The 20,333-nt window shown below is 67.0% G+C and carries 19 protein-coding genes; 10 read left to right on the forward strand and 9 right to left on the reverse strand.

The window, feature by feature from the left end; genetic code table 11:
• Nucleotides 1-88: 88 nt before the first annotated feature.
• Nucleotides 89-379 (reverse strand): hypothetical protein, encoded by a 291-nt coding sequence (locus tag M1E07_RS10120; protein ID WP_461190077.1) that lies wholly within the window; start codon nucleotides 377-379, stop codon nucleotides 89-91.
• A gap of 189 nt (nucleotides 380-568) precedes the next feature.
• Between M1E07_RS10120 and M1E07_RS10125 the strand changes: the two genes are divergently transcribed.
• Both M1E07_RS10125 and M1E07_RS10130 read left to right on the forward strand, forming a co-directional pair.
• Entirely contained in the window at nucleotides 569-1,957 is a 1,389-nt protein-coding gene (locus M1E07_RS10125; protein WP_461190078.1) for a sigma 54-interacting transcriptional regulator, read from the forward strand.
• A 61-nt stretch (nucleotides 1,958-2,018) separates the two neighbouring features.
• Complete coding sequence (locus M1E07_RS10130) at nucleotides 2,019-4,025, forward strand: vWA domain-containing protein (protein ID WP_461190079.1); 2,007 nt, start codon at nucleotides 2,019-2,021, stop codon at nucleotides 4,023-4,025.
• Nucleotides 4,026-4,079: 54 nt separating this feature from the next.
• Here M1E07_RS10130 and map read toward each other — a convergent pair whose 3' ends face one another.
• Nucleotides 4,080-4,862 (reverse strand): type I methionyl aminopeptidase, encoded by a 783-nt coding sequence (gene map / locus M1E07_RS10135; protein ID WP_461190080.1) that lies wholly within the window; start codon nucleotides 4,860-4,862, stop codon nucleotides 4,080-4,082.
• Between the two features lie 71 nt (nucleotides 4,863-4,933).
• A complete protein-coding gene (locus tag M1E07_RS10140) occupies nucleotides 4,934-6,217 on the reverse strand; it encodes an MFS transporter (protein WP_461190371.1) in 1,284 nt (427 codons plus the stop codon).
• A gap of 128 nt (nucleotides 6,218-6,345) precedes the next feature.
• Between M1E07_RS10140 and M1E07_RS10145 the strand changes: the two genes are divergently transcribed.
• The 4 genes from M1E07_RS10145 (at nucleotide 6,346) to M1E07_RS10160 (ending at nucleotide 10,388) form a co-directional block, all read left to right on the forward strand.
• Nucleotides 6,346-7,290 carry a 5'-3' exonuclease gene (locus M1E07_RS10145; RefSeq protein ID WP_461190081.1) on the forward strand — a complete coding sequence of 315 codons (945 nt, stop codon included), beginning with the start codon at nucleotides 6,346-6,348 and terminating at the stop codon, nucleotides 7,288-7,290.
• A 153-nt stretch (nucleotides 7,291-7,443) separates the two neighbouring features.
• Entirely contained in the window at nucleotides 7,444-7,629 is a 186-nt protein-coding gene (locus M1E07_RS10150) for a hypothetical protein (protein WP_461190082.1), read from the forward strand.
• A gap of 119 nt (nucleotides 7,630-7,748) precedes the next feature.
• Nucleotides 7,749-8,174 carry a ChaB family protein gene (locus M1E07_RS10155; RefSeq protein ID WP_461190372.1) on the forward strand — a complete coding sequence of 142 codons (426 nt, stop codon included), beginning with the start codon at nucleotides 7,749-7,751 and terminating at the stop codon, nucleotides 8,172-8,174.
• 33 nt (nucleotides 8,175-8,207) lie between these two features.
• Nucleotides 8,208-10,388 (forward strand): elongation factor G-like protein EF-G2, encoded by a 2,181-nt coding sequence (locus tag M1E07_RS10160; protein ID WP_461190083.1) that lies wholly within the window; start codon nucleotides 8,208-8,210, stop codon nucleotides 10,386-10,388.
• Between the two features lie 19 nt (nucleotides 10,389-10,407).
• On the opposite strand, the gene M1E07_RS10165 is transcribed toward M1E07_RS10160, so the two are convergent.
• The 5 genes from M1E07_RS10165 to M1E07_RS10185 form a co-directional block, all read right to left on the reverse strand.
• Nucleotides 10,408-12,096, reverse strand: coding sequence for an alkaline phosphatase D family protein (locus tag M1E07_RS10165; protein WP_461190084.1), 1,689 nt, complete (start codon nucleotides 12,094-12,096; stop codon nucleotides 10,408-10,410).
• Between the two features lie 38 nt (nucleotides 12,097-12,134).
• Complete coding sequence (locus tag M1E07_RS10170; RefSeq protein ID WP_461190085.1) at nucleotides 12,135-12,872, reverse strand: anti-sigma factor domain-containing protein; 738 nt, start codon at nucleotides 12,870-12,872, stop codon at nucleotides 12,135-12,137.
• Nucleotides 12,859-13,542 (reverse strand): RNA polymerase sigma factor, encoded by a 684-nt coding sequence (locus M1E07_RS10175; RefSeq protein WP_461190086.1) that lies wholly within the window; start codon nucleotides 13,540-13,542, stop codon nucleotides 12,859-12,861. Before M1E07_RS10175 ends, M1E07_RS10170 begins: the two co-directional genes overlap by 14 nt.
• Nucleotides 13,539-14,276, reverse strand: coding sequence for a class F sortase (locus M1E07_RS10180; protein WP_461190087.1), 738 nt, complete (start codon nucleotides 14,274-14,276; stop codon nucleotides 13,539-13,541). The genes M1E07_RS10175 and M1E07_RS10180 overlap by 4 nt, the downstream gene beginning before the upstream one ends.
• Before the next feature lie 148 nt (nucleotides 14,277-14,424).
• Entirely contained in the window at nucleotides 14,425-15,252 is an 828-nt protein-coding gene (locus M1E07_RS10185; protein WP_461190088.1) for a DUF4397 domain-containing protein, read from the reverse strand.
• A gap of 260 nt (nucleotides 15,253-15,512) precedes the next feature.
• On the opposite strand from M1E07_RS10185, the gene M1E07_RS10190 reads away from it, so the two are divergent.
• The gene (locus tag M1E07_RS10190; RefSeq protein WP_461190089.1) at nucleotides 15,513-16,028 is read left to right on the forward strand and encodes a flavin reductase family protein; all 516 of its coding nucleotides are present in this window, start codon (nucleotides 15,513-15,515) and stop codon (nucleotides 16,026-16,028) included.
• Nucleotides 16,029-16,078: 50 nt separating this feature from the next.
• Here M1E07_RS10190 and M1E07_RS10195 read toward each other — a convergent pair whose 3' ends face one another.
• The gene (locus M1E07_RS10195) at nucleotides 16,079-16,492 is read right to left on the reverse strand and encodes a CBS domain-containing protein (RefSeq protein WP_461190090.1); all 414 of its coding nucleotides are present in this window, start codon (nucleotides 16,490-16,492) and stop codon (nucleotides 16,079-16,081) included.
• Nucleotides 16,493-16,756: 264 nt separating this feature from the next.
• Between M1E07_RS10195 and M1E07_RS10200 the strand changes: the two genes are divergently transcribed.
• Genes M1E07_RS10200 through hrpB form a run of 3 tightly spaced genes read left to right on the forward strand, consistent with a single transcriptional unit; the run spans nucleotide 16,757 to nucleotide 20,301 of the window.
• The gene (locus tag M1E07_RS10200; protein WP_461190091.1) at nucleotides 16,757-17,065 is read left to right on the forward strand and encodes a hypothetical protein; all 309 of its coding nucleotides are present in this window, start codon (nucleotides 16,757-16,759) and stop codon (nucleotides 17,063-17,065) included.
• Nucleotides 17,055-17,639: a hypothetical protein gene (locus tag M1E07_RS10205; RefSeq protein ID WP_461190092.1), complete on the forward strand. Its 585-nt coding sequence runs from the start codon at nucleotides 17,055-17,057 to the stop codon at nucleotides 17,637-17,639. The genes M1E07_RS10200 and M1E07_RS10205 overlap by 11 nt, the downstream gene beginning before the upstream one ends.
• Before the next feature lie 25 nt (nucleotides 17,640-17,664).
• Entirely contained in the window at nucleotides 17,665-20,301 is a 2,637-nt protein-coding gene (gene hrpB / locus M1E07_RS10210; protein ID WP_461190093.1) for an ATP-dependent helicase HrpB, read from the forward strand.
• Nucleotides 20,302-20,333: the final 32 nt, after the last annotated feature.

A 20,333-nucleotide genomic window follows, 5' to 3' on the forward strand; every position in this document is an offset into this window, starting at 1 on the left:
GAGGAGGGTGGCCAGTCAGCGGCTCTGGGGTGCACGTGACAAGCCTAGCCGCAGGTCCGTTCGCCGGGCTGGGCGCGCTTTGCGTTTTTTACACCAGCGGCCAGGGGTAGCGCATGCCGGTGGGGTCAACCGGCAGCACGCCGTTCAACCCGTGGTCGATGCCCCATACCCGTCCATCGTGCCCGCGCAGCACGTGCCCGCTCTTGCGGTCGGTGTTGTTGGTGATGAAGTCGAACAGGGCAATCCGGAACAGGGCGCCATGCGTCTCCGGCGAGTCCTCATAAAGTGTGAAGTAGTGCTCGCGGTAGTCGCAGGCAACGAACCATTGCAGCGAGCCGATTCCCAGCGGCGGGTCGTCCCGGATCACGGTTGGCGGCACGAAGCCCCACTGGAGGTGATCGCTCAGGAGGTAGGCGAGGCCAGCAGTTCCACCCGGCCTTCGCGGAGCAGCGTCAGTTCCCGCGTCGGCACCTGCGGATCCTGCTCACCACAGGGTCCCTGCCCAGGCTTACGGGGGGATCTGAAATTTTCCTCGATTCACGGCACCCGTGGGGATTACCTTGGAGGGGTGACTGATCGACCCGATATCTTCACTCTTGGCGAACTGCGTGCCGCCGGCCATGTCCAGAAGGACCTGCGCCATGAAATCCGCGACAATTTGCTCGCCGCGCTCGCTGCCGGCCGGGATCCATGGCCGGGGCTGTACGGTTTCAGCCGGACGGTCCTTCCCCAGCTGGAGCGCGCCCTGATTGCCGGCCACGACGTGGTCCTGCTGGGCGAGCGGGGGCAGGGCAAAACCCGGCTCCTGCGCACGCTGGCCGGGCTGCTGGACGAATGGTCCCCGATGATCGAGGACTCGGAACTGAACGAGCACCCGTACGAGCCCATCACGGAGCAGTCCCGGGCCCGCGCCCTCACCGAAGGTGACCGGTTGCGGGTGGCGTGGCGGCACCGCTCGGAGCGGTACGTGGAGAAGCTCGCGACGCCGGACACTTCCGTTGCGGACTTGGTCGGCGACGTGGACCCGATGCGGGTGGCGGAGGGCCGCCGCCTGGGCGACCCGGAGACCATCCACTACGGCCTGGTCCCGCGCTCCAACCGCGGGATCATTGCCATCAACGAGCTGCCGGACCTCGCCGAGCGGATCCAGGTGTCGATGCTGAACGTGATGGAGGAACGCGATATCCAGATCCGCGGCTACGTGCTGAGGCTGCCGCTGGACGTGCTCGTCGTCGCGTCCGCCAACCCGGAGGACTACACCAACCGCGGCCGGATCATCACGCCCCTGAAGGACCGGTTCGGGGCCGAGATCCGGACCCACTACCCGATTGAGCTGGACGACGAAGTGGCGGTCATCCGGCAGGAAGGGCAGCTGGTGGCGGACGTCCCGCCGGTCATCCTCGAGATCCTGGCCCGCTACACCCGTGCGCTCCGGCAGTCCCCGGCGATCAACCAGACCTCTGGCGTATCGGCGCGGTTCGGCATAGCGGGGGCCGAAACCGTGGCCGCAGCAGCCTTGCGCCGTGCCAGCGTACGCGGGGAGGGCGAAGCCGTGGCGCGGATCGTTGACCTGGGCACGGCGGTGGACGTCCTCACGGGCAAGATTGAGTTCGAGTCGGGCGAGGAAGGCCGTGAACAGGCTGTGCTTGACCACCTCCTGCGCACCGCCACCGCCGAAGCCGCGCGGGCGCACTATCAAGGGATCGACCTTGGTCCGCTGGTTGCCGCGTTGGACGGCCACACCACCGTCACCACCGGCGAGCACGTCACGGCGAAGGAGTTCCTCGAAAACCTGCCGTCCCTCAACGGATCGCGACTTTACGACCAGATCAGCGGCCGCCTCGGAGCAACCAACGATGGGCAACGCGCCGCCGCCATCGAACTCGCGTTGGAGGGCCTTTACCTCGCCCGCCGGATCTCCAAGGAATCCGACGACGAGGAAACGATTTACGGCTAGCAACAGCAGCGCGGGCAGCGCAGCTGGAAGCAGCAGGGCGGGCAAAAAACCAGGAGGCGCCGTGGGCATTCACAACCACTCAGCCCGGTACGGCCGGTACATGGGCGGACCTGATCCGCTCGCGCCGCCCGTTGACCTCGCAGAGGCACTGGACGCCGTCGCCGATGACGTGATGGCCGGCTACTCGCCCCGCCACGCGCTGCAGGAGTTCCTGCGGCGCGGCGGCCGGAACCGCGAAGGCCTGGACGATCTCGCCCGCCGCGTCCAGCAGCGCCGCAGGGAACTGCTGGGCCAGCACCGGCTGGACGGCACCCTCAGCGAGGTGAAGCAGCTGCTCGAGACGGCAGTGCTGGAGGAACGCAAGCAGCTCGCCCGGGACGCCATGATGGACAACGACGACCGCGCCTTCCGGGAGATGCAGCTGCAGAACCTGCCGCAGTCCACGGCGGCCGCCGTCAATGAGCTCGCCTCCTACGACTGGCAGTCCAGCACCGCGCGGGAGGCGTACGAGCGGATCAAGGACCTGCTGGGCCGTGAGGTCCTGGACCAGCGGTTCGCCGGGATGAAGCAGGCACTCGAAAACGCGACGGACGAGGACAAGGCAGCCGTGGCCGGGATGCTGCGGGACCTCAACGAGTTGCTGGACAAGCACCGGCGCGGTGAAGACACCGATGCGGACTTCCAGGAGTTCATGGCACGGCACGGCGGCTTTTTTCCAGAGAACCCGCAGTCGGTCGAGGAGCTGATTGACGCCCTCGCCAAACGGGCGGCCGCCGCCCAGCGGCTTCTGCAGTCCATGTCCCCAGAGCAGCGAGATGAGCTGATGCGGCTGTCCGCCCAGGCGTTCGGCTCGCCCGAGCTGATGGGCCAGCTTGATCAGCTCGACTCCAGCCTGCGGGCCCTGCGCCCCGGCGAGGACTGGACCGGCTCTGAACGGTTTGAGGGCCAGGAAGGCCTGGGCCTGGGCGACGGCACCGGCGTGCTCCAGGACATCGCAGAATTGGACGGGCTGGCCGAACAGCTGTCCCAGTCCTACAACGGATCAAACCTCGGCGACCTGGACCTGGATGCCCTCGCCCGCCAGCTGGGGCAGGACGCAGCCGTGACCGCCCGGACGCTCGCTGAGATCGAACGGGCCATGCAGGACGGCGGCTACCTCCGGCGCGGAGCCGACGGGGACCTGCGGTTGTCTCCGCAGGCGATGCGGCGGCTCGGCAAGTCCTTGCTGCGGGACACCGCAAAGCAGGTGTCCGGCCGGCAGGGGAGGCGCGACACCCGGGTGGCCGGAGCCGCCGGAGAGCAGACCGGTTCCAGCCGCCGGTGGGAATTCGGGGACGCCGAGCCGTGGGACGTCACGCGGACCCTGACCAACGCGATCAGCCGCACCGTGGCCGACGGCGGGAACCCCGCCCGCGGACTCAAGCTCACGGCGGCCGACATCGAGGTCAGCGAAACAGAGGCGCGCACGCAGGCCGCCGTCGTCCTGCTCGTCGACGTGTCATTCTCGATGGCCGCCGAGGGGCGGTGGGTGCCGATGAAGCGCACTGCCCTGGCCCTGCACCACCTCGTCTCCACGCGCTTCCGCGGGGACCGGCTGGAACTGATCACGTTCGGCCTCTACGCACAGTCGATGGATATCGGTGAGCTGACAGCACTGCCTGTCCGGCGGGAGCAGGGAACCAACCTGCATCACGGATTGCTGCTGGCTGGCCGTTTCTTCCGCCGGCACCCGTCCATGCAGCCCGTCCTCCTGGTGGTGACCGACGGCGAACCTACCGCGCATCTGCTGCCCGAGGGCGAGCCGTGGTTCTGCTGGCCGTCGGACCCGGAAACCATCCGCATTACCGTCGCCGAGCTGGACCGGCTCCGGCGGGCGGGCACACAGGCGACGTTCTTCCGGCTCGGTGACGACCCAAGCCTCGAGCGGTTCGTCCAGCGCATGGTCCGGCGGGTCGGCGGCAGGGTGATCGCGCCCGACGTCGGGGGGCTCGGGGCCGCCGTCGTCGGGGAGTACCTGCGCGCTCATTTCCGCGGGCGGGCTTTTGGCGACGCCGACTGGGCGTCCTAGGTTAACTGGTCGTCCTAAAGCAATTGACCTGTGGCGTTGGTCAGCAGCGTGCCCTCACGAGGGCGTGTGCGTCGGCAAGGTGAGGATTTCGGCTCCGTCGTTGGTGATGGCGATCGTGTGTTCACTGTGCGCTGTCCGGCAGCCTGTCGCGCTTCGGAGCGTCCACCCGTCGGGATCGGTGATGAGTTCAGCGGTGTCCGCCATGACCCAGGGCTCCAGTGCCAACAGCAGCCCGGGGCGCAGTGTGTACCCGCGGCCGGGCCGTCCTGAGTTCGGGACGTGCGGGTCCTGGTGCATGGTTGATCCGATGCCATGGCCGCCGAACTGGGTGTTGATCGGGTAGCCTGCTTCGCTGAGGACAGTGCCGATGGCATGGGAAATGTCACCGATGCGGGCTCCGGGGCCGGCAGCGGCTATTCCTGCATATAGCGCACGCTCGGTCGCGTTAATCATCGCGATGCTCTCGAGCGGCTTCGAGCCGCCCACGATGAAGCTGATGGCAGAGTCTGCAGCGACTCCGCCTTTAGCGACGGCGAGGTCGAGTGTCAGCAGGTCGCCGTCGGCAAGTGTGTAGTCGTGTGGCAGCCCGTGCAGCACGGCGTCATTGACGCCCGTACAGATGTAGTGACCGAACGGACCACGCCCAAAGGACGGGGCGTAGTCCACGTAACAGGACACTGCACCGGCTTCGACGATCATGGTCTTGGTCCACCGATTGATGTCCAGGAGGTTGGTGCCAACCGTGCTCCGGCTTTTCAGCGCCTGCAAAATGTCGGCGACCAGGGCACCTGCGTCCTTGGCCCTGGCCAGTTCTGCGGAGTTAAGGATCTCGATCATGCGGCGCCTTTCCCACGCACTAACAACTGTCCCGGCCATTATCCTCAATTCCGCGGTTCCTCCGTGGACTGTCAGGGGAGCGGCTCCTCGGCCGGTCCCTTGTCCGGGTGCTCCGTTGACGCGTTGGCCGTGTCCGCAGGGGAGCCTTGGCGCCGGCTGGCCACCAGGAAGGGCACCGCCAGGAGTTGGACCGCACCGGCAATGGCCAGCGACGCGGGATAGCCATACAGGTCCGCGCTTCTGCCGAGCACCGGCTGCACCACTACGCCGCCGCTCGATCCCATCAGCGAATCAAAGCTGAGCACCGTAGCCCGCTCCTTCGAAGGGATCATGTCGTTCACATATGCCTGCCGCACTGGAGTTGCAGCGGAATCGATGACTGCCCATAAAGTCAGCAGTACCAAAGCCACCCAGAACACCCGGGTAAATCCGAGCACCACCAGAAGCACTGCGCTGATACTGCCGCTGAGGATCAAGACGGAAGTGCGCTTGCGGAACAGGCTCCGGACGTAGGGCGCAAGCCAACCACCCACCACCTCTGCGCCCGCCACAATGGCAGCCGCGAGCCCGGCGACGGAATAGGCGCGGGGGTCGCCAAAGAGCTCCAGCAGAAACGGCTGCAGGGCATAAAAAACATAGATCCCGACGCCGGCGCTGAAGGGGGCGGCCAGCATCACGTACCGTACGGGCGGGATTTTCAGGCCGTTCTCGATCGAGGCGGACAGAACCACCCGCGTTGCGTGCAAGGGGTGCGTTGATCGTTCGGGCTTAAAGCCGACGTCGTGCATCAAGCGAAAGGCGACCGCGAACATGGCCAGCAGCACACCCACCCGCACCAGGAACGGCACACCAAGGTCCGTGGCCTGGGCGATCACGCCACCGGCCACCGAGCCGGCCAGCATCGCGACGCCGGCGACCATCTGCCCACGCCCAAACACCGCCTCCAGCCCGCCGTCATACCCCGAGTAGCGCAGTGCATCAACAAGCCAGGCTTCAACCGCGCCGGAGAAGAAGGTGAAACCGAGGCCGAGCAGCACCGACACCACGGCCCACAGCGGGAACGGGGCCGAGAACTGCCACAGCAGGTAGTAGAGGTAAGTGGACCCCGCCAGCGTTACGGTGCCGAGCAGGAACGACACCCGGCGGCCCCAGCCGTCGGCGATGACACCGGTGGGAACCTCGAAAATCACCATCCCCACCGTGAAGAAGGCGTTGGCGGCGAAGGCCTCGAAATTGCTGAGGCCCGCGTCCAGCAGGAACAGCGTATTAACGCCCCAAATGAACGACGCCGCAAGGGTATTGCCCAGCGTCAACGTCAGGTAGATGCGCTGGATCCTTCGGGCCGCGGCATTTATCGGTTCGCTGGCCCGGCCCCTCCATGCAAGGAACACGAGGCCATTCTCGCCCCGGACACGCTCCTTGTGCCAGAGGCGACGCGCCGCTCCCGCCCCCTGGCGGCGACATTCCATGTCAGGATCAGGGTATGCCTGACCGCCTGATGCTGCTGGATACCGCCTCCCTCTACTTCCGTGCCTTTTACGGCCTTCCCGATTCCATCCGCCGCACCGACGGGACGCCCGTCAACGCTGTCCGGGGACTCCTGGACATGATCGCCCGGCTGACGACGGACTACGGGGCCACGCACCTCATCGCGTGCTGGGATGACGACTGGCGGCCGCAATGGCGCGTGGACCTTGTTCCCACCTACAAGACCCACCGCGTGGCGGAGGCCATCACGGACGCCCCCGACATAGAGGTGGTGCCGGACGCCCTTGAGGCGCAGCTTCCCATGATCCGGCGCGTACTCGGCCTGGCTGGAATCGCCGTCGTCGGTGCTTCAGACCACGAGGCCGACGACGTCGTGGGCACCTATGCCAGCCACGCCGACCTCCCTGTGGACGTTGTCACCGGCGACCGCGACCTTTTCCAGGTCTGCGATGACGCCCGCCAGGTGCGGGTGGTTTACACGGCGCGCGGCATGAAAAACTTGGAGGTCATGACCGAAGCCGTGGTGGTGGGGAAGTACAAGGTGCTGCCTCAGCAGTACGCGGATTACGCCACCCTTCGCGGCGACGCGTCGGACGGCCTGCCGGGTGTGGCAGGGATCGGGGAAAAGACAGCAGCATCCTTGCTCCTGAAGTACGGCACCCTCGAAAACCTCCTCGAAGCTGCAGCGGACCCGCATGGCGGCCTGTCGTCCCCCGTCCGGGCCAAGCTGGAAGCCGCCGCCGATTACCTTGTGGCCGCGCCCGCCGTCGTACGCCTTGTGCGGGACCTCGACCTGCCTTCCCTGGCGGAAGCGGGTGCCCAACTGCACCCCGTCACCGGGGAGGCCCGCGCCGAACTCGAAACCCTGGCCACCGAATGGAACCTCGGCGGATCGGTCAGGCGGCTTCTCGACGCTTTGGACCGCACCCAGCCGGGCTGAGCCCTGGCGGCACACAAGCAGTCGCGCGCCCCGGGCCTGCGGCGAAACTGCCCATTTCTTGAGCAAAAGTGACATGTTCGGCCGCATTCCTGCCGATAGGGTGGCTTAAGTGGTTCAAGCAGCCGGGCCGCCCCAATGGGGGATTGGAGTGTCATGGCTGATGGTCCGGACAGGCGCAGCAGCGCCAACGAGGACGCGAAGCAAGACGGTACCGACGACTCAGGCGGTGCGGAGGATGCGGAACAGCAGGCGGATACCCCTGCTGCCGCCCCTGACGAAGAACCCCGCCGTTTGCGCCTCTACGGCTACGACCCCGACCTGTGGCCGGAGCTGGGTTGATGGTTCCTTCCGCACGGGGGGATTCCCGGCCGGCGCCCCCAGCAGACAAGCCAACCACGGCGTGGCTAAGCTTGGTGTGTCCGGACGATCAGCCTGCTGACGAAAGCGCGGTGAGTGCAATGCCGAAGACCGGAAAGAACCACCATGCCCGCAAGGACGAGCTTCCCTCAACCCTGCAGCGCTCGGACCGGAAAGCCCAGGACACGTTCGCCAAAACCTACGATTCCGCCATGGAGTCCTACGACAATGACGAAAGCCGGGCCGCCCGGGCCGCCTTCGCGTCCCTGAAGCACAGCTACGAAAAGGTGGGGGACCACTGGGAGCCCAAGGAGAAGCGCGGGCCTTCCGATGAACGGGCGGAAAAGGGACCCGACGCAGCCGCGCCCACCGCCGGCGGTGTAGACGCAAACGCCTCGAAGAAACACCTGCTGGAGCGTGCCCGCGATCTGGATATCGCCGGCCGCTCAAAAATGGACAAGGACGAACTCGTCAAAGCGCTGCAAAAGGCGAACGGCGCCGCCACCCGCAAGGCACGCGAAAAATAGACAACAACCAGGCAAAGACGCCAGGAGGTTCCGATGTCGGTCAAAGGTACCAAGGACGCAACAGGCACTGCAGGACGGGGCGGACCGGACGGGCGCCCCGGCAGCGGCTCTGCCGGGATGTCGCCGCGGGACCCTGCCATGGTCAGGAATGTGGCACTCGTCGGCCGCTCCGGTGCCGGCAAGACCACCCTCGTGGAGGCACTGCTTGAGGCCAACGGGATGATCACCCGGAAGGGCTCGGTGGTAGATGGCACCACCGTCAGCGATTCCGATCCCGCAGCCATTCACCAGCAACGCTCCGTGGCTTTGTCAGTAGTCCCGCTGCCGGTAGCAGGAATGAAGGTCAACCTCCTCGATACTCCCGGTTACCCTGACTTTATCGGCGAGCTCCGCGCAGGCCTTCGCGCCGCCGATGCCGTCCTTTTTGCTGTCTCCGCCGTTGACGGCGTGGATGCGGGCACCACTGCCATCTGGCAGGAGTGCCAGTATCTGGGAATGCCCCGCGCGGTGGTCATCACCCGGCTCGACCATCCCCGGGCTGATTACGACGGCGTCCTGGCGGCCTGCCGCGCGGCGTTCGGCGACACAGTACTTCCGTTGTACGTCCCGGCCAGGACCGACGGGGACGTCACCGGTCTCCTCGGCCTGCTGTCCGGGACCGTCTTTGAGTATTTGCCGGACACCCCCGGTGCCACGCCACGTCCCGGGGAGCCACGCGAGATCGCGGCAGCGGACGCTGCGCGCGCCGAGCTGATCGAGGGGATCATCGCGGAAAGCGAGGACGAAACGCTGATGGAGCGTTACCTTGGGGGCGAGGACATCGACGCCGGCGTCCTCATTGCAGACCTGGAAACCGCAGTCGCCCGCGGCTCCTTCTTCCCGGCCGTGCCAGCCTCGGCGCTTACCGGGCTGGGCACGGCGGAACTGCTGGAGCTGCTTACCAAGGCGTTTCCCTCGCCGCCGGAGCGCACCCTGCCGCGGGCGACCGACCTCAACGAAGCGCCCGTCCGTGCCCTTGACTGCAACCCGGAGGGGCCGCTCGCTGCCGAAGTGGTCCGCACTACCGTGGACCCCTTCCTGGGCCGCGTCTGCCTGGTTCGGGTGTTCTCCGGAACCCTGCGTGGGGACACCCCGGTACACGTGAGCGGACACGGGTTGGCGGACCGCGGTCACCAGGACCACGACACCGATGAGCGCCTCACACACCTCTACTCGCCGCTCGGAGCCACGCTTCGGCCTGTGCCCTTTTGTATTGCCGGCGACATCGCCGCGGTAGCCAAATTGGGCAGCGCCGAGACCGGAGACACTATCTCGGCCAAGGACCAGCCATTGCTGCTGGCCACCTGGGAGATGCCGGAGCCGCTGATGCCGGTGGCCATCGAAGCCGATTCCCACGGCGACGAGGATGCGCTTGCCCGCAGCCTGGGCAAGGTAGCGGCCGGCGATCCCACACTACGGGTGGAACGGAATGCCGAAACCCACCAGCTGATCCTCTGGTGCATGGGAGAGGCCCACGCCGAAGTGGTGCTGGACCGGCTCAGGGACCAGGGCGTCAAGCTGCACACCGTCGACGTCGTGACGCCGCTGCGGGAAACCTTTTCAACCCGCGCCGCCGGGCACGGGCGCCACGTCAAACAATCCGGCGGCCACGGCCAGTATGCCGTCTGCGACATCGAAGTGGAGCCCCTGCCCCGGGGCACCGGCTTCGAATTCATCGACAAAACAGTGGGCGGAGTGATCCCCGGAACGTACATTTCTTCTGTGGAGAAGGGCGTGCGTGCGCAGATGCAGAAGGGCGTTGCTTCCGGGTTCCCGGTGGTGGACGTGCGCGTGACTGTAGTGGGCGGCAAGGCACACAGCGTCGACTCCTCGGACGCGGCCTTCCAGGCCGCCGGTGCCCTTGCCTTGCGGGAAGCGGCAGCGGCGGGCAAAATCCAGCTGCTCGAGCCTGTCTCGTCGGTGGCGATCAGCGTCCCGGACGAGCACGTGGGGACGGTCATGAGCGACCTTTCGGGGCGCCGCGGCCGGCTGACAGGCACCACCTCCTCCGGCGGGGACCGGACCGAAATCACCGCGGAAGTGCCGGACCAGGAACTCCTGAAGTACGCGGTGGAACTTCGCGCCCTGACAGCGGGCACCGGAACGTTCAGCCGCCAGTACGTCCGGCATGATCCCGTCCCCGGCAACATGGCCGCTGCCGGGGCCGGCAGGTGATCCTGGCGCTCCAGCGTGGTTAGGGCGCGTGCTGCTCCACACTCCTGGGAGTGATGTTGCGGGGAGCGATGGTGAGCGAAGCGACACGCTCCAGCCGCGGGTGGAAGTTGTCACCGCCTTCCACCACACCTTTCTGCCACCAGAGGTTCAGGCCTTGGGGTGTGACTTCCAGGCATGCCAGGTTGTTGTCGAACCAGGGGCCCTTAATGCCTTTCCACCGGAAGGGCGGGTCCGGAACCTTTACGGCGCGCGCCGCCAAAGCACCCAGGGAAGCCGAGAGCCCGTAGGACGAAAGGCCCGTGACAAACCGCATCAGCCGCGGCAGCGGGTTACGGATGGGAGAGCAAACCGTTTGGACAATCCGGCTTCCCGCTGCCCGCTGCACTTCCGAGACGTAGGAAAAATGTACGTCCCCGGACAGGAACATCACCGTGTCCGGAGCGCTCCCGCGTTGGCCGTCGGCCACCTCGGCGGCCATGGCGGCCACACGCTGAAAGCTCGTCTGAAACGCGGCCCAGTGTTCAAGATCCAAAGCCTGGCGCAATTTCTCTGCTGCCTTGGCGGGGAGCGTTCCCCAGATGCCCTCGGCAATGGCTTCGTTCCAGGACTCTACATAATGCAATCCCATGGGCAGGAGGAACGGCAGCGACGTGGCAATGAGCAGGTGGCGGAAACCGCCCCGCATGCAGCCGTCAAGCCAGGCCATTTCCGAGTCGTCCAGCAGCGCTCGCCGGTCAGGAGCGAGATTACGCGCTGCACGTGAGTCCAGCACAATCAGCCTGGTGTCACCAAAGTCCCGGCAGAGGCTCCACCGGTAGGACTCCGGGTTGGCATCGGCACGTTCCATAAGTTGGTCCAGCTCGGCACTTACGTCCAGCTCGTCGCCGCCGGTATGCCGGACCACCCGCTGCCACAGTGCGTCCTCCGCACGCTCCTGCGGGGAAAGGTTCCCCAGGTGCTGGTAGACCCAGTATGAAGCCAGCCCCGAAACTACCCGCTCCTGCCACCACGGGGTGGCCGCCATTTCCTGCTTCCACGTTTGGGAGGAGTTCCAGTCATCCCGGATGTCGTGGTCATCGAAGATCATGGTGCTGGGCAGTGTAGACAACAGCCACCGGTTCGTGGGATCGGACCACGCGAGATTGTAAAGGTGGGCGTACTCCTCGTAGTCCTTAAGTTCCTTCCCTGGCGGCTCGTCGATGTCCCGCCGGGAGCGGATGAACTCCTGCATCTGCTTGCTGGTTGAGTCCGCGTACACCTGGTCACCGAGGAAGGCCACCAGATCGGGCCAGGCCGTGCCGTCGTCGGATGCCATCCGCAGCGCATAGGCGCGCAGGGAGTCCACGCCGTGGCTCCGGTTCCCGGAGGCATCATGCGGGACGCTGGTGCGGCAGGAGCCGAAGGCCAGCCGAAGGGGCCTGCCGGGTGCCAGAGTTGAAATTTTCGACCGCGGAAGGTCGGATTCGGGATCAGGCCACACCTGGGTGCCGTCAACTTCGAGACTGTAGGGGGTGACGGTACCCGGCTCCAGCCCGGTCACCTCCACCAGTGCGTAGTGATGGCCGTGAACACCGAAAGTACGGGCAGCCCAGCGCTTCCCGCCGGCGTTGACCGTGACGTGCGCAGCGCTGCGCGTCTCCACCCAGATGCTCGCCGAGTTTTCATCCACGTACCGCATCATCGGGCCGAGCACCAGGGGCGATGTCATGAATAAGTTGTACCCGCTCCAGGGCGTGGGCGCCATGGTCAGGAGCTGAGGGTGCCCCTGACAATGCTGACACTGGAGTGCGCCGGATTGCCGTCGAGCGGTTCATCGGAGATGTCGACGATGGGGTAGCCGGAGAGATCCAGTCCTGCCGGCACGTCAAAGCGGCCGGACGACGAATTCATGATCCCGAGGCTGACAAGCCGGGAAAGGTCCGGGGCAATGAGCCAGACCTCCTGGTAACCCCGGGCCTCCGCCTTGTCCAGCTCCACGTCAATGGTCCGCGAACCGTCGCTGGTTTCCGTCACGGTGGCTGATCCCGTGGCGGAGAACTGGCCCAGCGGTTCCAGGCGGGCAGCGGCGAGCGGAACCGGGGCCACCGTCTGGTTGACGGCGACAACAACCCCGGCAGTGATCACGACGGCCGCCGCTGCTGCTGCCAGCCACGTGGCCGGCCGCCGGAGCCAGGTTACGTTGCTGCGGGTTTTGACGGGCTCCGGTTCCGCACCGTGCGTTTCCCCGGCCCGGGCGGGGCCAAGCGGGTCCGCCGAAACGGCTTCGGAAAGTCCCAGCGTCCGGTGGATTCCCTCCCACACGTTCACGCCCGGACTCTCCAGGGGGCCGGCATCGGGGGGAGTCCGGAGGGCGTTGACGGCCCGGCGGAGTGCGGCGTACTCGGCTGCGCATTCCTGGCAGGAACGGAGGTGGTCGGTGCTGCCGGCGTCCACCGGCTCGTCCAGTGCGAGAAGGCTCAGGACTTCGGGGTCAAGGTGCTGCATGATCCACCTCCAATCTGTGTCTCAGGTGGCTAAGGCTGCGGCGGATGTGACTCTTGACCGTACCAAGGGGAAGGTCCAGTCGCCGTGAAATCTGGTCATGGGTCAGGTCGTCGTAAAAGGCGAGGCGCATGATGGAGCCCTGGGGTTCGCCGAGCCGGTCAAGCTCCCCGTCCAGCAGTAACCGGTCGGCCAGGACTTCGGCGGACGCGGAGGCTGCTGCCTCCTCGGCCCCGGGCTGAAGTTCAGCGGCCGCGAGCACTTTGCGGTTTTCCCGGGCGGACGCGCTCAAGGCATCGGTGACGGCGTTCCGCGTGATGCCCACAATCCACGCCGGCAGTTCCGCCTTGCGCGGGTCGAACGTTGACCGTGACCTCCAGACGCGGATAAAGACTTCCTGTGTGACGTCATCGGCTGCGCTGCGGTTCCTTAGTGCCCGGAGTGCCAGGGTGTACACCAGGGGAGAGAACCGGCGGTAGGCTTCGGCGAGCGCAGTTTCGTCGCCGGCGGAGAAGGAGTGGTCAAGCTGCGGATTCCAGCCGCCAAGGGCCGACTGCCGGGACGTGGCCCTGCCTTCGCGCTGCTCATCGCCGGAAGGCGCCTGGCCAGAAGGTGCCAAACCGGCCTCCTTCCCCTCCTCGGCGTTGAGTGTCAGGGCTGCGTAGCGGCTCATTCCAGTTCCGCAGTGACAATGACATTGTCACTGTAGTCCTGTTTCCCGTCCAGCCAACGGCCTCCGCAGGTCACGAGCTTGAGCTGGTGCGGCCCGTCACGGCGGAAGAGGGAACCGCCGTCGAACTGGTCCTTGGCCATCAACTCAACGGAGCGCACGCGGTAGTTCAGTGCCGGTGCGCCCTGACGCTCTATCGTGACGCGCGTGCCCGCGGCGAGGCCCTTCAACTGGGAGAGGGGAGCCAGGTCCGAGGTGGTGTCCACATGGCCCGCCACGACGGCTGTCCCTGCCGCTGCACCGGGTGCTGGCCCATGCCGGTACCAGCCGGCCTGGTCGAAGGCCTCGGGAATCTCCATGGCACCGTCCGGAGAGACGCTGACGTCAACGATGTCCATGCTGATGGTGGTGCCCTCGACGGTGAGGAAACGTGGTGCAGGTTCCCGGGGAGCGGCCGGAACGGGGGTGGCCTGGCGGACTGGCACGTCGGGCAGGGCGGCGGGTGCGCCTGAGGGCGCAGATGAAGCTGCAGGGGAGGCGGCGGCCCCGGACGTTGCGGCGGGTGAGGCAGCTCCCGGCGATGGTGGCGCCGGCGTGCCGCAGCCTGACAGCAGGGCCACCGCGGCAAGGACAACGGCGGCTGTGGCCGTGCCTGCCTTGGCGGCCACCCGCCTGGTTGCCGGGTCCGCAAATTCGGGGGAACCTTGGGACGGTTGCTGCGCCGTCGTGCTTCTCATGGGTCAATCTCCTCATTCGAGTCGGCTGGAGCTCCGCGGCCGCTTCGCTCTTTGACACGTGGGGTGGGCGTGGCGAGCCCGGCCGACCGGAGGGAATGCCGGTCGGCCGGGATGTCAGAGCCGGGGGCTGGTCACCCTGGGGGTGCGCTTAGCCCGCCCTGCGCAGGGACACCGAGCGATAAGCCGCCACCGCGCCCAGCAGAAGTGCGATGCCTGCAGCTCCGAAGCCGGCGACAACCATGGCCTGGCCCGCTGCACCCTCGTCAGCGGCACCCGAACGTCCGCCCGGAACAGCTCCCGGGGCTGAGTGCAGGCCCTCGATGGTCTGCACGGCGAGCTGCAGGTTCTGGTCAGTCAGGCTGCCCCAGGCGTACACGATGGTGTGCGTGCCTTCGGCAACCGTCACGTCAGCGGGGCCGATCACGGGCTGGGTAGTTCCGGCCGCTGCCACAGCTGCCGGTACAGTGCCGGGATCCAGGGTCAGCGTCTGCTCGTTCGGATTGGCCAGGTTGGAGATGACGGCGGAACCGGCGGCCAGGACGTCGACGGCGGGAGCGGCGGCGGTATGCCGTACGGTCAGTTTTCCCTTTCCTGGTTCAATCTGCGAGACGTCGTTGGTGAAGAGGTTTGCGGTGGGCTTGCCGGCTGCGTCAAGGTTGGCCACCGCCGTGTAGTTGCCGTTGGCGGCGAGGGTCACGTTGACGGGGCCGATGACGGCAGCCGTTGCGTCTGCTGCATCGGCGGCGGTGATGGCAAGGGCATAGTCTCCGGCCGGAAGTGCCAGCGGGCCGGCGAGGGTGCCCGGAGCGAAGTCGTCCAAGGTCCTTTCACCGTTGACCCAGACGTCCACTGTCAGACCCGGGACGCCATGCAGGACTGACAGGTGGGCGTCTCCCTCCGCGGCCTGGGCCGGGCCGGCGAAAGCCAGTGCTGCCGCGATTGCCACTGCTCCTGATGTGAAAATGCTGGTGCGCATGATTACTCCTTCTACGGCCCGCTGGGCGGGCGGTTTTTGCTTACACCCCTACTACCGGCAGTGAAGGTCATCTGGATGCACATGCATGGAAAGTTTCCAAAAAGATTTTGGCCCGGCTGCGGAAAGGCACACCTGCCCCATTACGGCGGATGTACCGGCATGACCCTCCGTTTCGGTCCGAGTCGGTACATTTCACAGCGGTTGAATACGAGGAGGGGCCGATGGTTTGGTGAGGTAACGATCCAACGAGAGGGCCATCCATGACAGCCACATCAGATCTTGCTCCCCGCCGGCTTCGCGACATTTTCGGAACCTTCGCCACCGGTTTGACGGTGATCACCAGCGCCACCGGGAAGGGGGCGGCGGGGTTTACCTGCCAGTCGTTCGCATCGTTGTCCCTCGAACCTGCACTCGTGACCTTCAGCCCGGCCAGAACGTCCAGCACATGGCCCGCGCTGCGGCAGGCGGGGTCCTTTGCTATCAACGTCCTCCCGGCAGGGCACCAGCATCTCGCGGCGCAGTTCGCCAGATCGGGAACGGAAAAGTTTGCCGGCGTCGCCTACTCAGCCTCGCCGCTGGGCAACCCCGTCCTTGACGATGCCCTTGCCTGGTTCGACTGCGAACTCCATGCGGAGTACGACGGCGGTGACCACACCATAGTGGTGGCCGCCGTGAGGCATTTGAGTGCGAAGCAGGACGCCGGGCCGCTGCTGTTTTTCAAGGGCAAGTATGCCGGGATTGCTCCGGCTGGCCGCCTCCTGGAGGCGGCCAGCTGAGCCTGCGGCCCTGCGGGTGGCGCCGCGGTGCAGCGCCATTCACCAGGGGATCAGTATGAAATGAAGGCCACGAGTTCGCCGACGCGATCCTCAGGGTAGTTGCGGGCGATGTCCGCCTGGCTCACAACCCCCACCAGGTCGTGTCCGTCAATCACGGGCAGCCTGCGCACCTGATGGTCCTGCATGGTCCGGATGGCTTCTTCGATCGAATCGTCAGCGCCGATGGTGACGGGCTTGCCTTCGCCGAATTCGCCGGCCGTAGCCGTACTCGGGTCCCCGCCCGCAGCTACGCATTTAACGACGATGTCACGGTCAGTGAGCATGCCCTTGAGGCGGTTGTCCTCGCCGCAGATCGGCAGTGAGCCTACGTCGAGCTCCTTCATTTTCCGTGCTGCTGCCTCGAGCGTCTCATTCTCGCCCACACACTCCACGCCCCCGGTCATGATCTCCCGCGCTGTAGCCATGATGGTCTCCTTCATCAAAGATGCCGTGCCGTGTCTGCGGCCTGTTCGGATAGCCCTTCGGGGAGTCGCTCGTGGTTCAAAGGACCGAAGAACCAACCGATTGAAAAATGCTAAGCCTGCTGATTATCGGTGTCCATAGCAGTGCAGCGGCAACTCCCGGCGGGATTCGCAGGAGGCGGAGTTCTTGCCAGGCCGCGAGTAGGTAGTAAGCTTGCTGATCAATACTAGTAAGCTTGCTGATTAATTGAGGACAGGAGTAGGGCCATGGGCACAGTCATTGCTGCCGCCTCGGCGCTGGCAATTACCATTGCCGGAGCAGCCGCGGCTCTAAGTGCCCCTTTTGCTGCCGGAAACGGGGGCCAGTATCTTGCGGGCCATGTGCTGCTGGGGCTGGGCCTCGGCCATTCAATCGCCATCCTGCTGCGGATCGCAGCCAGGCGGCTTATGGCCGGCCGTTCCGCGGGCAGAGAGAAAGTGGGCGCCGTACAGGCACCTGCATCCATGGCCACTATCACCGTGCTGCCTGCCAGGCAGCCGGCAATGGCACCGCTGGGGGACAGGCATGCGGCCTGAACGCCAGCCGCTGCATCAGGGCAACGACGGCAGGGCGCGCCCGAAGCGCCTTCGCGCCTGGCGGGCGGCCGCGGCGCTGGTGGCAGTGGCTGGCCTTGCCGCGGCCCTGTTTGCCGCCACGCCACATTTGCTGCCTAAGGATTCGGACGAAGGCACGCTCCGGGGACTGCAAGTGAGGGTGCTGACCATAAGCCAGGCTGCAGCTGAAAATCGGCTGGATGGCGCCCTGGCTGCGCTGGACGCGCTGGAGAAGGATCTGAACGACGCCGCCGGCCAGGGCCAGATCTCGTTGTCCAGATACCGCGGAATTGAGGCAGCCGTGGAGTCGGTCCGTGCGGACATCACCGGCCGGATCGCAGCGGTGTCGGCTGCCGTGGCTCCAACGCCGCGCACCGCTGATACCTCCGCGGCTCCCGAACCCGCCCAGGCGCAGCAGCCAGTCCAGGTTGAACCCCGGCAGCCCGTCGTCGTTCAGGCCCCGGCGCCCGCTCTTGCCCCCGTCCAGGCGGAACCGGTCGTGCCCAAACCTGCGAAGGAAGCCAAGGGCAAGGGAAAAGGGCAGGGAAAGCCCTAGGCGAACTTCCGGGCACAATGGACGGATGACTTTCCCTGGCAGGCAGCAGCCAACCGCCGGCCGACCCTTCGACATGGATGCTATAGGCGCAGGCCTTGCCTTCGCCAACTCGGCGCGCGCGCTGGCGGAAGTCCTCGCCGGCGATGGCAGCGGCGACGGCCCGCGCGCGGCGGTGGTGCAGGCTCCGCCCGGAACCGGTAAAACCACCCTTGTTCCGCCACAGCTCGCGAACCTGCCTGCGCTCGGTACCGGCCGCGTGGTCGTCACCCAGCCGCGCCGGGTCGCTGCCCGTGCGGCCGCGCGCCGGCTCTCGGCCCTGGACGGCAGCCGGTTGGGCAGCCGGGTGGGCTACACAGTGCGCGGAGAGCGGCAGGCCAGTTCCGAAACGCTCGTCGAGTTCGTGACGCCCGGCATCCTGCTGCGCCGCCTGCTGACCGACCCCGGCCTCGACGGGGTGGCAGCGGTGGTTTTGGACGAGGTCCACGAACGCGGGCTTGAGACCGACCTGCTCGTCGGCATGCTCGCCGAAGTGAGGCAGTTGCGCGGGGACCTCACGGTCGTCGCCATGTCCGCAACCCTGGACGCACCCCGGTTCGCTGCATTGCTTGCGACCAGCGACGACGGAACCCCCGCTCCCGTAGTGGACTGTCCCTCGGTGCTCCACCCCCTGAAGACGGAGTGGCGGCCTGCTGCGGGACCGCGCCTGGACGGCAGGGGAGTTACATCCGCCTACCTCGACTACCTTGCCGCGACAGCCGCGGAGGAACTCATGCAGGCGTTAAGCGCAGACAGCTCCATCGATGCCCTGGTCTTCGTCCCCGGCGCGCGGGAGGTCTCCCGCGTGGCGGAGGGGCTTCGCAGCCGGCTGGGGCCGGACGTCGACGTCCTGGAGCTCCATGGCCAGGTGGGCCCGGCTGAACAGGACCGTGCAGTTTCGGGCCGCGTCCCCGGCGGCAGGGCCAGGATCATCGTTTCAACCGATCTTGCTGAGTCCTCCCTTACTGTCCCAGGGGTCCGGCTGGTCATCGATTCCGGCCTGACCCGGGAACCGCGGCGCGACGCCGGCAGGGGCATGAGCGGCCTCGTCACCGTCTCCTGCTCCCGTGCCTCTGCAGACCAGCGCGCCGGGCGCGCAGCCCGGCAGGGTCCAGGGCGGGTGGTCCGCTGCTACGACCAGCAGGCGTTTGGTGCTGCCCCGGCGCATGTAACGCCGGAAATCAAAGTGGCGGATCTGACCGGGGCCGCCCTGCTCCTGTCATCGTGGGGCTCCCCGCGCGGAGAGGGACTTCCGCTGCCCGACCAGCCGCCGCAGCAGGCCATGGACGACGCCATGGAGGTCCTGCGCGAACTTGGCGCCGTGGCAGATGACGGTCAGGCCACCGGCACGGGAAGGCTCCTGGTGACCATTCCGGCTGACCCCCGGCTGGCCCGGGCCCTGCTTGACGGGGCGGCATTCGCGGGTCACGTGCCCGCTGCCGAAGCAGTGGCGCTGGTAGCGGGGGATCACCGCGCTCCCGGGGCTGACCTGACCCGCCTGCTGTCCCGGTTGCGGAACGAAACAGGTCCGGAAGCCCGCCGCTGGGCGGAGGAATCCCGCCGCCTGGCAGCCCTTGCGAAGCAGGCCGCGTTGCCTGCTGCGCCCGAACCGCCTGCGGAGGTTACCGGCTCGGCAGTGGTGGGTGCCGTCGTCGCACTGGCCTTCCCTGACCGGGTGGCACGCAGGGTGGACGGCGACAACCCAAACCGCTACCTTCTGTCCTCGGGGACCCGCGCCGGGCTGCCCGCCGGCAGCCCAATGTCCGGCCAAGAGTGGCTGGCGGTGGCGGAAGTTACCCGCGCCGATGGGAGGGACGCTGCCGGAACGGGCGCGGTTATCCGCTCAGCGGCTCCGCTCGCACCCGAACTGGCTGAGGCTGCCGCGTCGCATCTCCTGGCGGATGCCGTCGAGGCACAATTCACGGCGGGCCGCGTTTCCGCCCGGAGGGTGCGCCGGCTCGGGGCGATCGTCCTGGCGTCCACACCGGTCCGCCCGTCACCCGCCGAGGGACGAGTGGCGGTAGCGGAAGCCATCCACCAAGCAGGCCTTGGCGTCGTTGGCTGGTCGACGGCGGCCGACGCTTTGCGCCGCCGTCTCGCTTTCCTGCACCGCGGGCTGGGTGCGCCCTGGCCGGACGTCTCAGACCATGCGCTGCTGCTGCGGCTGGAGGACTGGCTGGGACCGGAGCTGGAGGCCCTCGCCGGCGGAGCGGCCGCACGCGGCATCGACCTCGGCGACCCGTTGCGCCGGTTGCTGCCCTGGCCCGAGGCCGCCAGGCTCGATGACCTCGTCCCGGAGTGGCTCGAGGTGCCAAGCGGATCGCGGATCCGGATTGAGTACCCTGATGTTGCAGACGACACTGCCCGGCCCGTGGTGGCCGTCAAGCTGCAGGAGTGCTTCGGATGGGCCGAGACGCCGCGGCTGCTCGGCGGCCGGGTACCGGTCCTCTTCCACCTGCTGTCACCGGCCCGGCGTCCGCTTGCGGTCACGGACGATCTGGCATCGTTCTGGTCCGGCCCTTATTCACAGGTCCGGGCCGAAATGCGGGGCCGCTACCCCAAGCATCCCTGGCCCGAGGATCCCTGGACGGCTCCGCCAACCGCACACGTCAAGCGGAGGAAATAGCGGAACAAGGGGAGGACTTCAGCAGCAGGAAA

It is taken from the genome of Arthrobacter sp. Z4-13 (assembly GCF_054792705.1).

Bases quoted from the DNA above. Each gene is read 5' to 3' on its own strand.
- map (WP_461190080.1), bottom strand. From the start codon at position 4,862: ATGATCGAGATCCTTAACTCCGCAGAACTGGCCAGGGCCAAGGACGCA.
- M1E07_RS10145 (WP_461190081.1), top strand. From the start codon at position 6,346: ATGCCTGACCGCCTGATGCTGCTGGATACCGCCTCCCTCTACTTCCGT.
- M1E07_RS10150 (WP_461190082.1), top strand. From the start codon at position 7,444: ATGGCTGATGGTCCGGACAGGCGCAGCAGCGCCAACGAGGACGCGAAG.
- M1E07_RS10155 (WP_461190372.1), top strand. From the start codon at position 7,749: ATGCCGAAGACCGGAAAGAACCACCATGCCCGCAAGGACGAGCTTCCC.
- M1E07_RS10160 (WP_461190083.1), top strand. From the start codon at position 8,208: ATGTCGGTCAAAGGTACCAAGGACGCAACAGGCACTGCAGGACGGGGC.
- M1E07_RS10165 (WP_461190084.1), bottom strand. From the start codon at position 12,096: ATGACATCGCCCCTGGTGCTCGGCCCGATGATGCGGTACGTGGATGAA.
- M1E07_RS10170 (WP_461190085.1), bottom strand. From the start codon at position 12,872: ATGCAGCACCTTGACCCCGAAGTCCTGAGCCTTCTCGCACTGGACGAG.
- M1E07_RS10175 (WP_461190086.1), bottom strand. From the start codon at position 13,542: ATGAGCCGCTACGCAGCCCTGACACTCAACGCCGAGGAGGGGAAGGAG.
- M1E07_RS10180 (WP_461190087.1), bottom strand. From the start codon at position 14,276: ATGAGAAGCACGACGGCGCAGCAACCGTCCCAAGGTTCCCCCGAATTT.
- M1E07_RS10185 (WP_461190088.1), bottom strand. From the start codon at position 15,252: ATGCGCACCAGCATTTTCACATCAGGAGCAGTGGCAATCGCGGCAGCA.
- M1E07_RS10190 (WP_461190089.1), top strand. From the start codon at position 15,513: ATGACAGCCACATCAGATCTTGCTCCCCGCCGGCTTCGCGACATTTTC.
- M1E07_RS10195 (WP_461190090.1), bottom strand. From the start codon at position 16,492: ATGGCTACAGCGCGGGAGATCATGACCGGGGGCGTGGAGTGTGTGGGC.
- M1E07_RS10200 (WP_461190091.1), top strand. From the start codon at position 16,757: ATGGGCACAGTCATTGCTGCCGCCTCGGCGCTGGCAATTACCATTGCC.
- M1E07_RS10205 (WP_461190092.1), top strand. From the start codon at position 17,055: ATGCGGCCTGAACGCCAGCCGCTGCATCAGGGCAACGACGGCAGGGCG.
- hrpB (WP_461190093.1), top strand. From the start codon at position 17,665: ATGACTTTCCCTGGCAGGCAGCAGCCAACCGCCGGCCGACCCTTCGAC.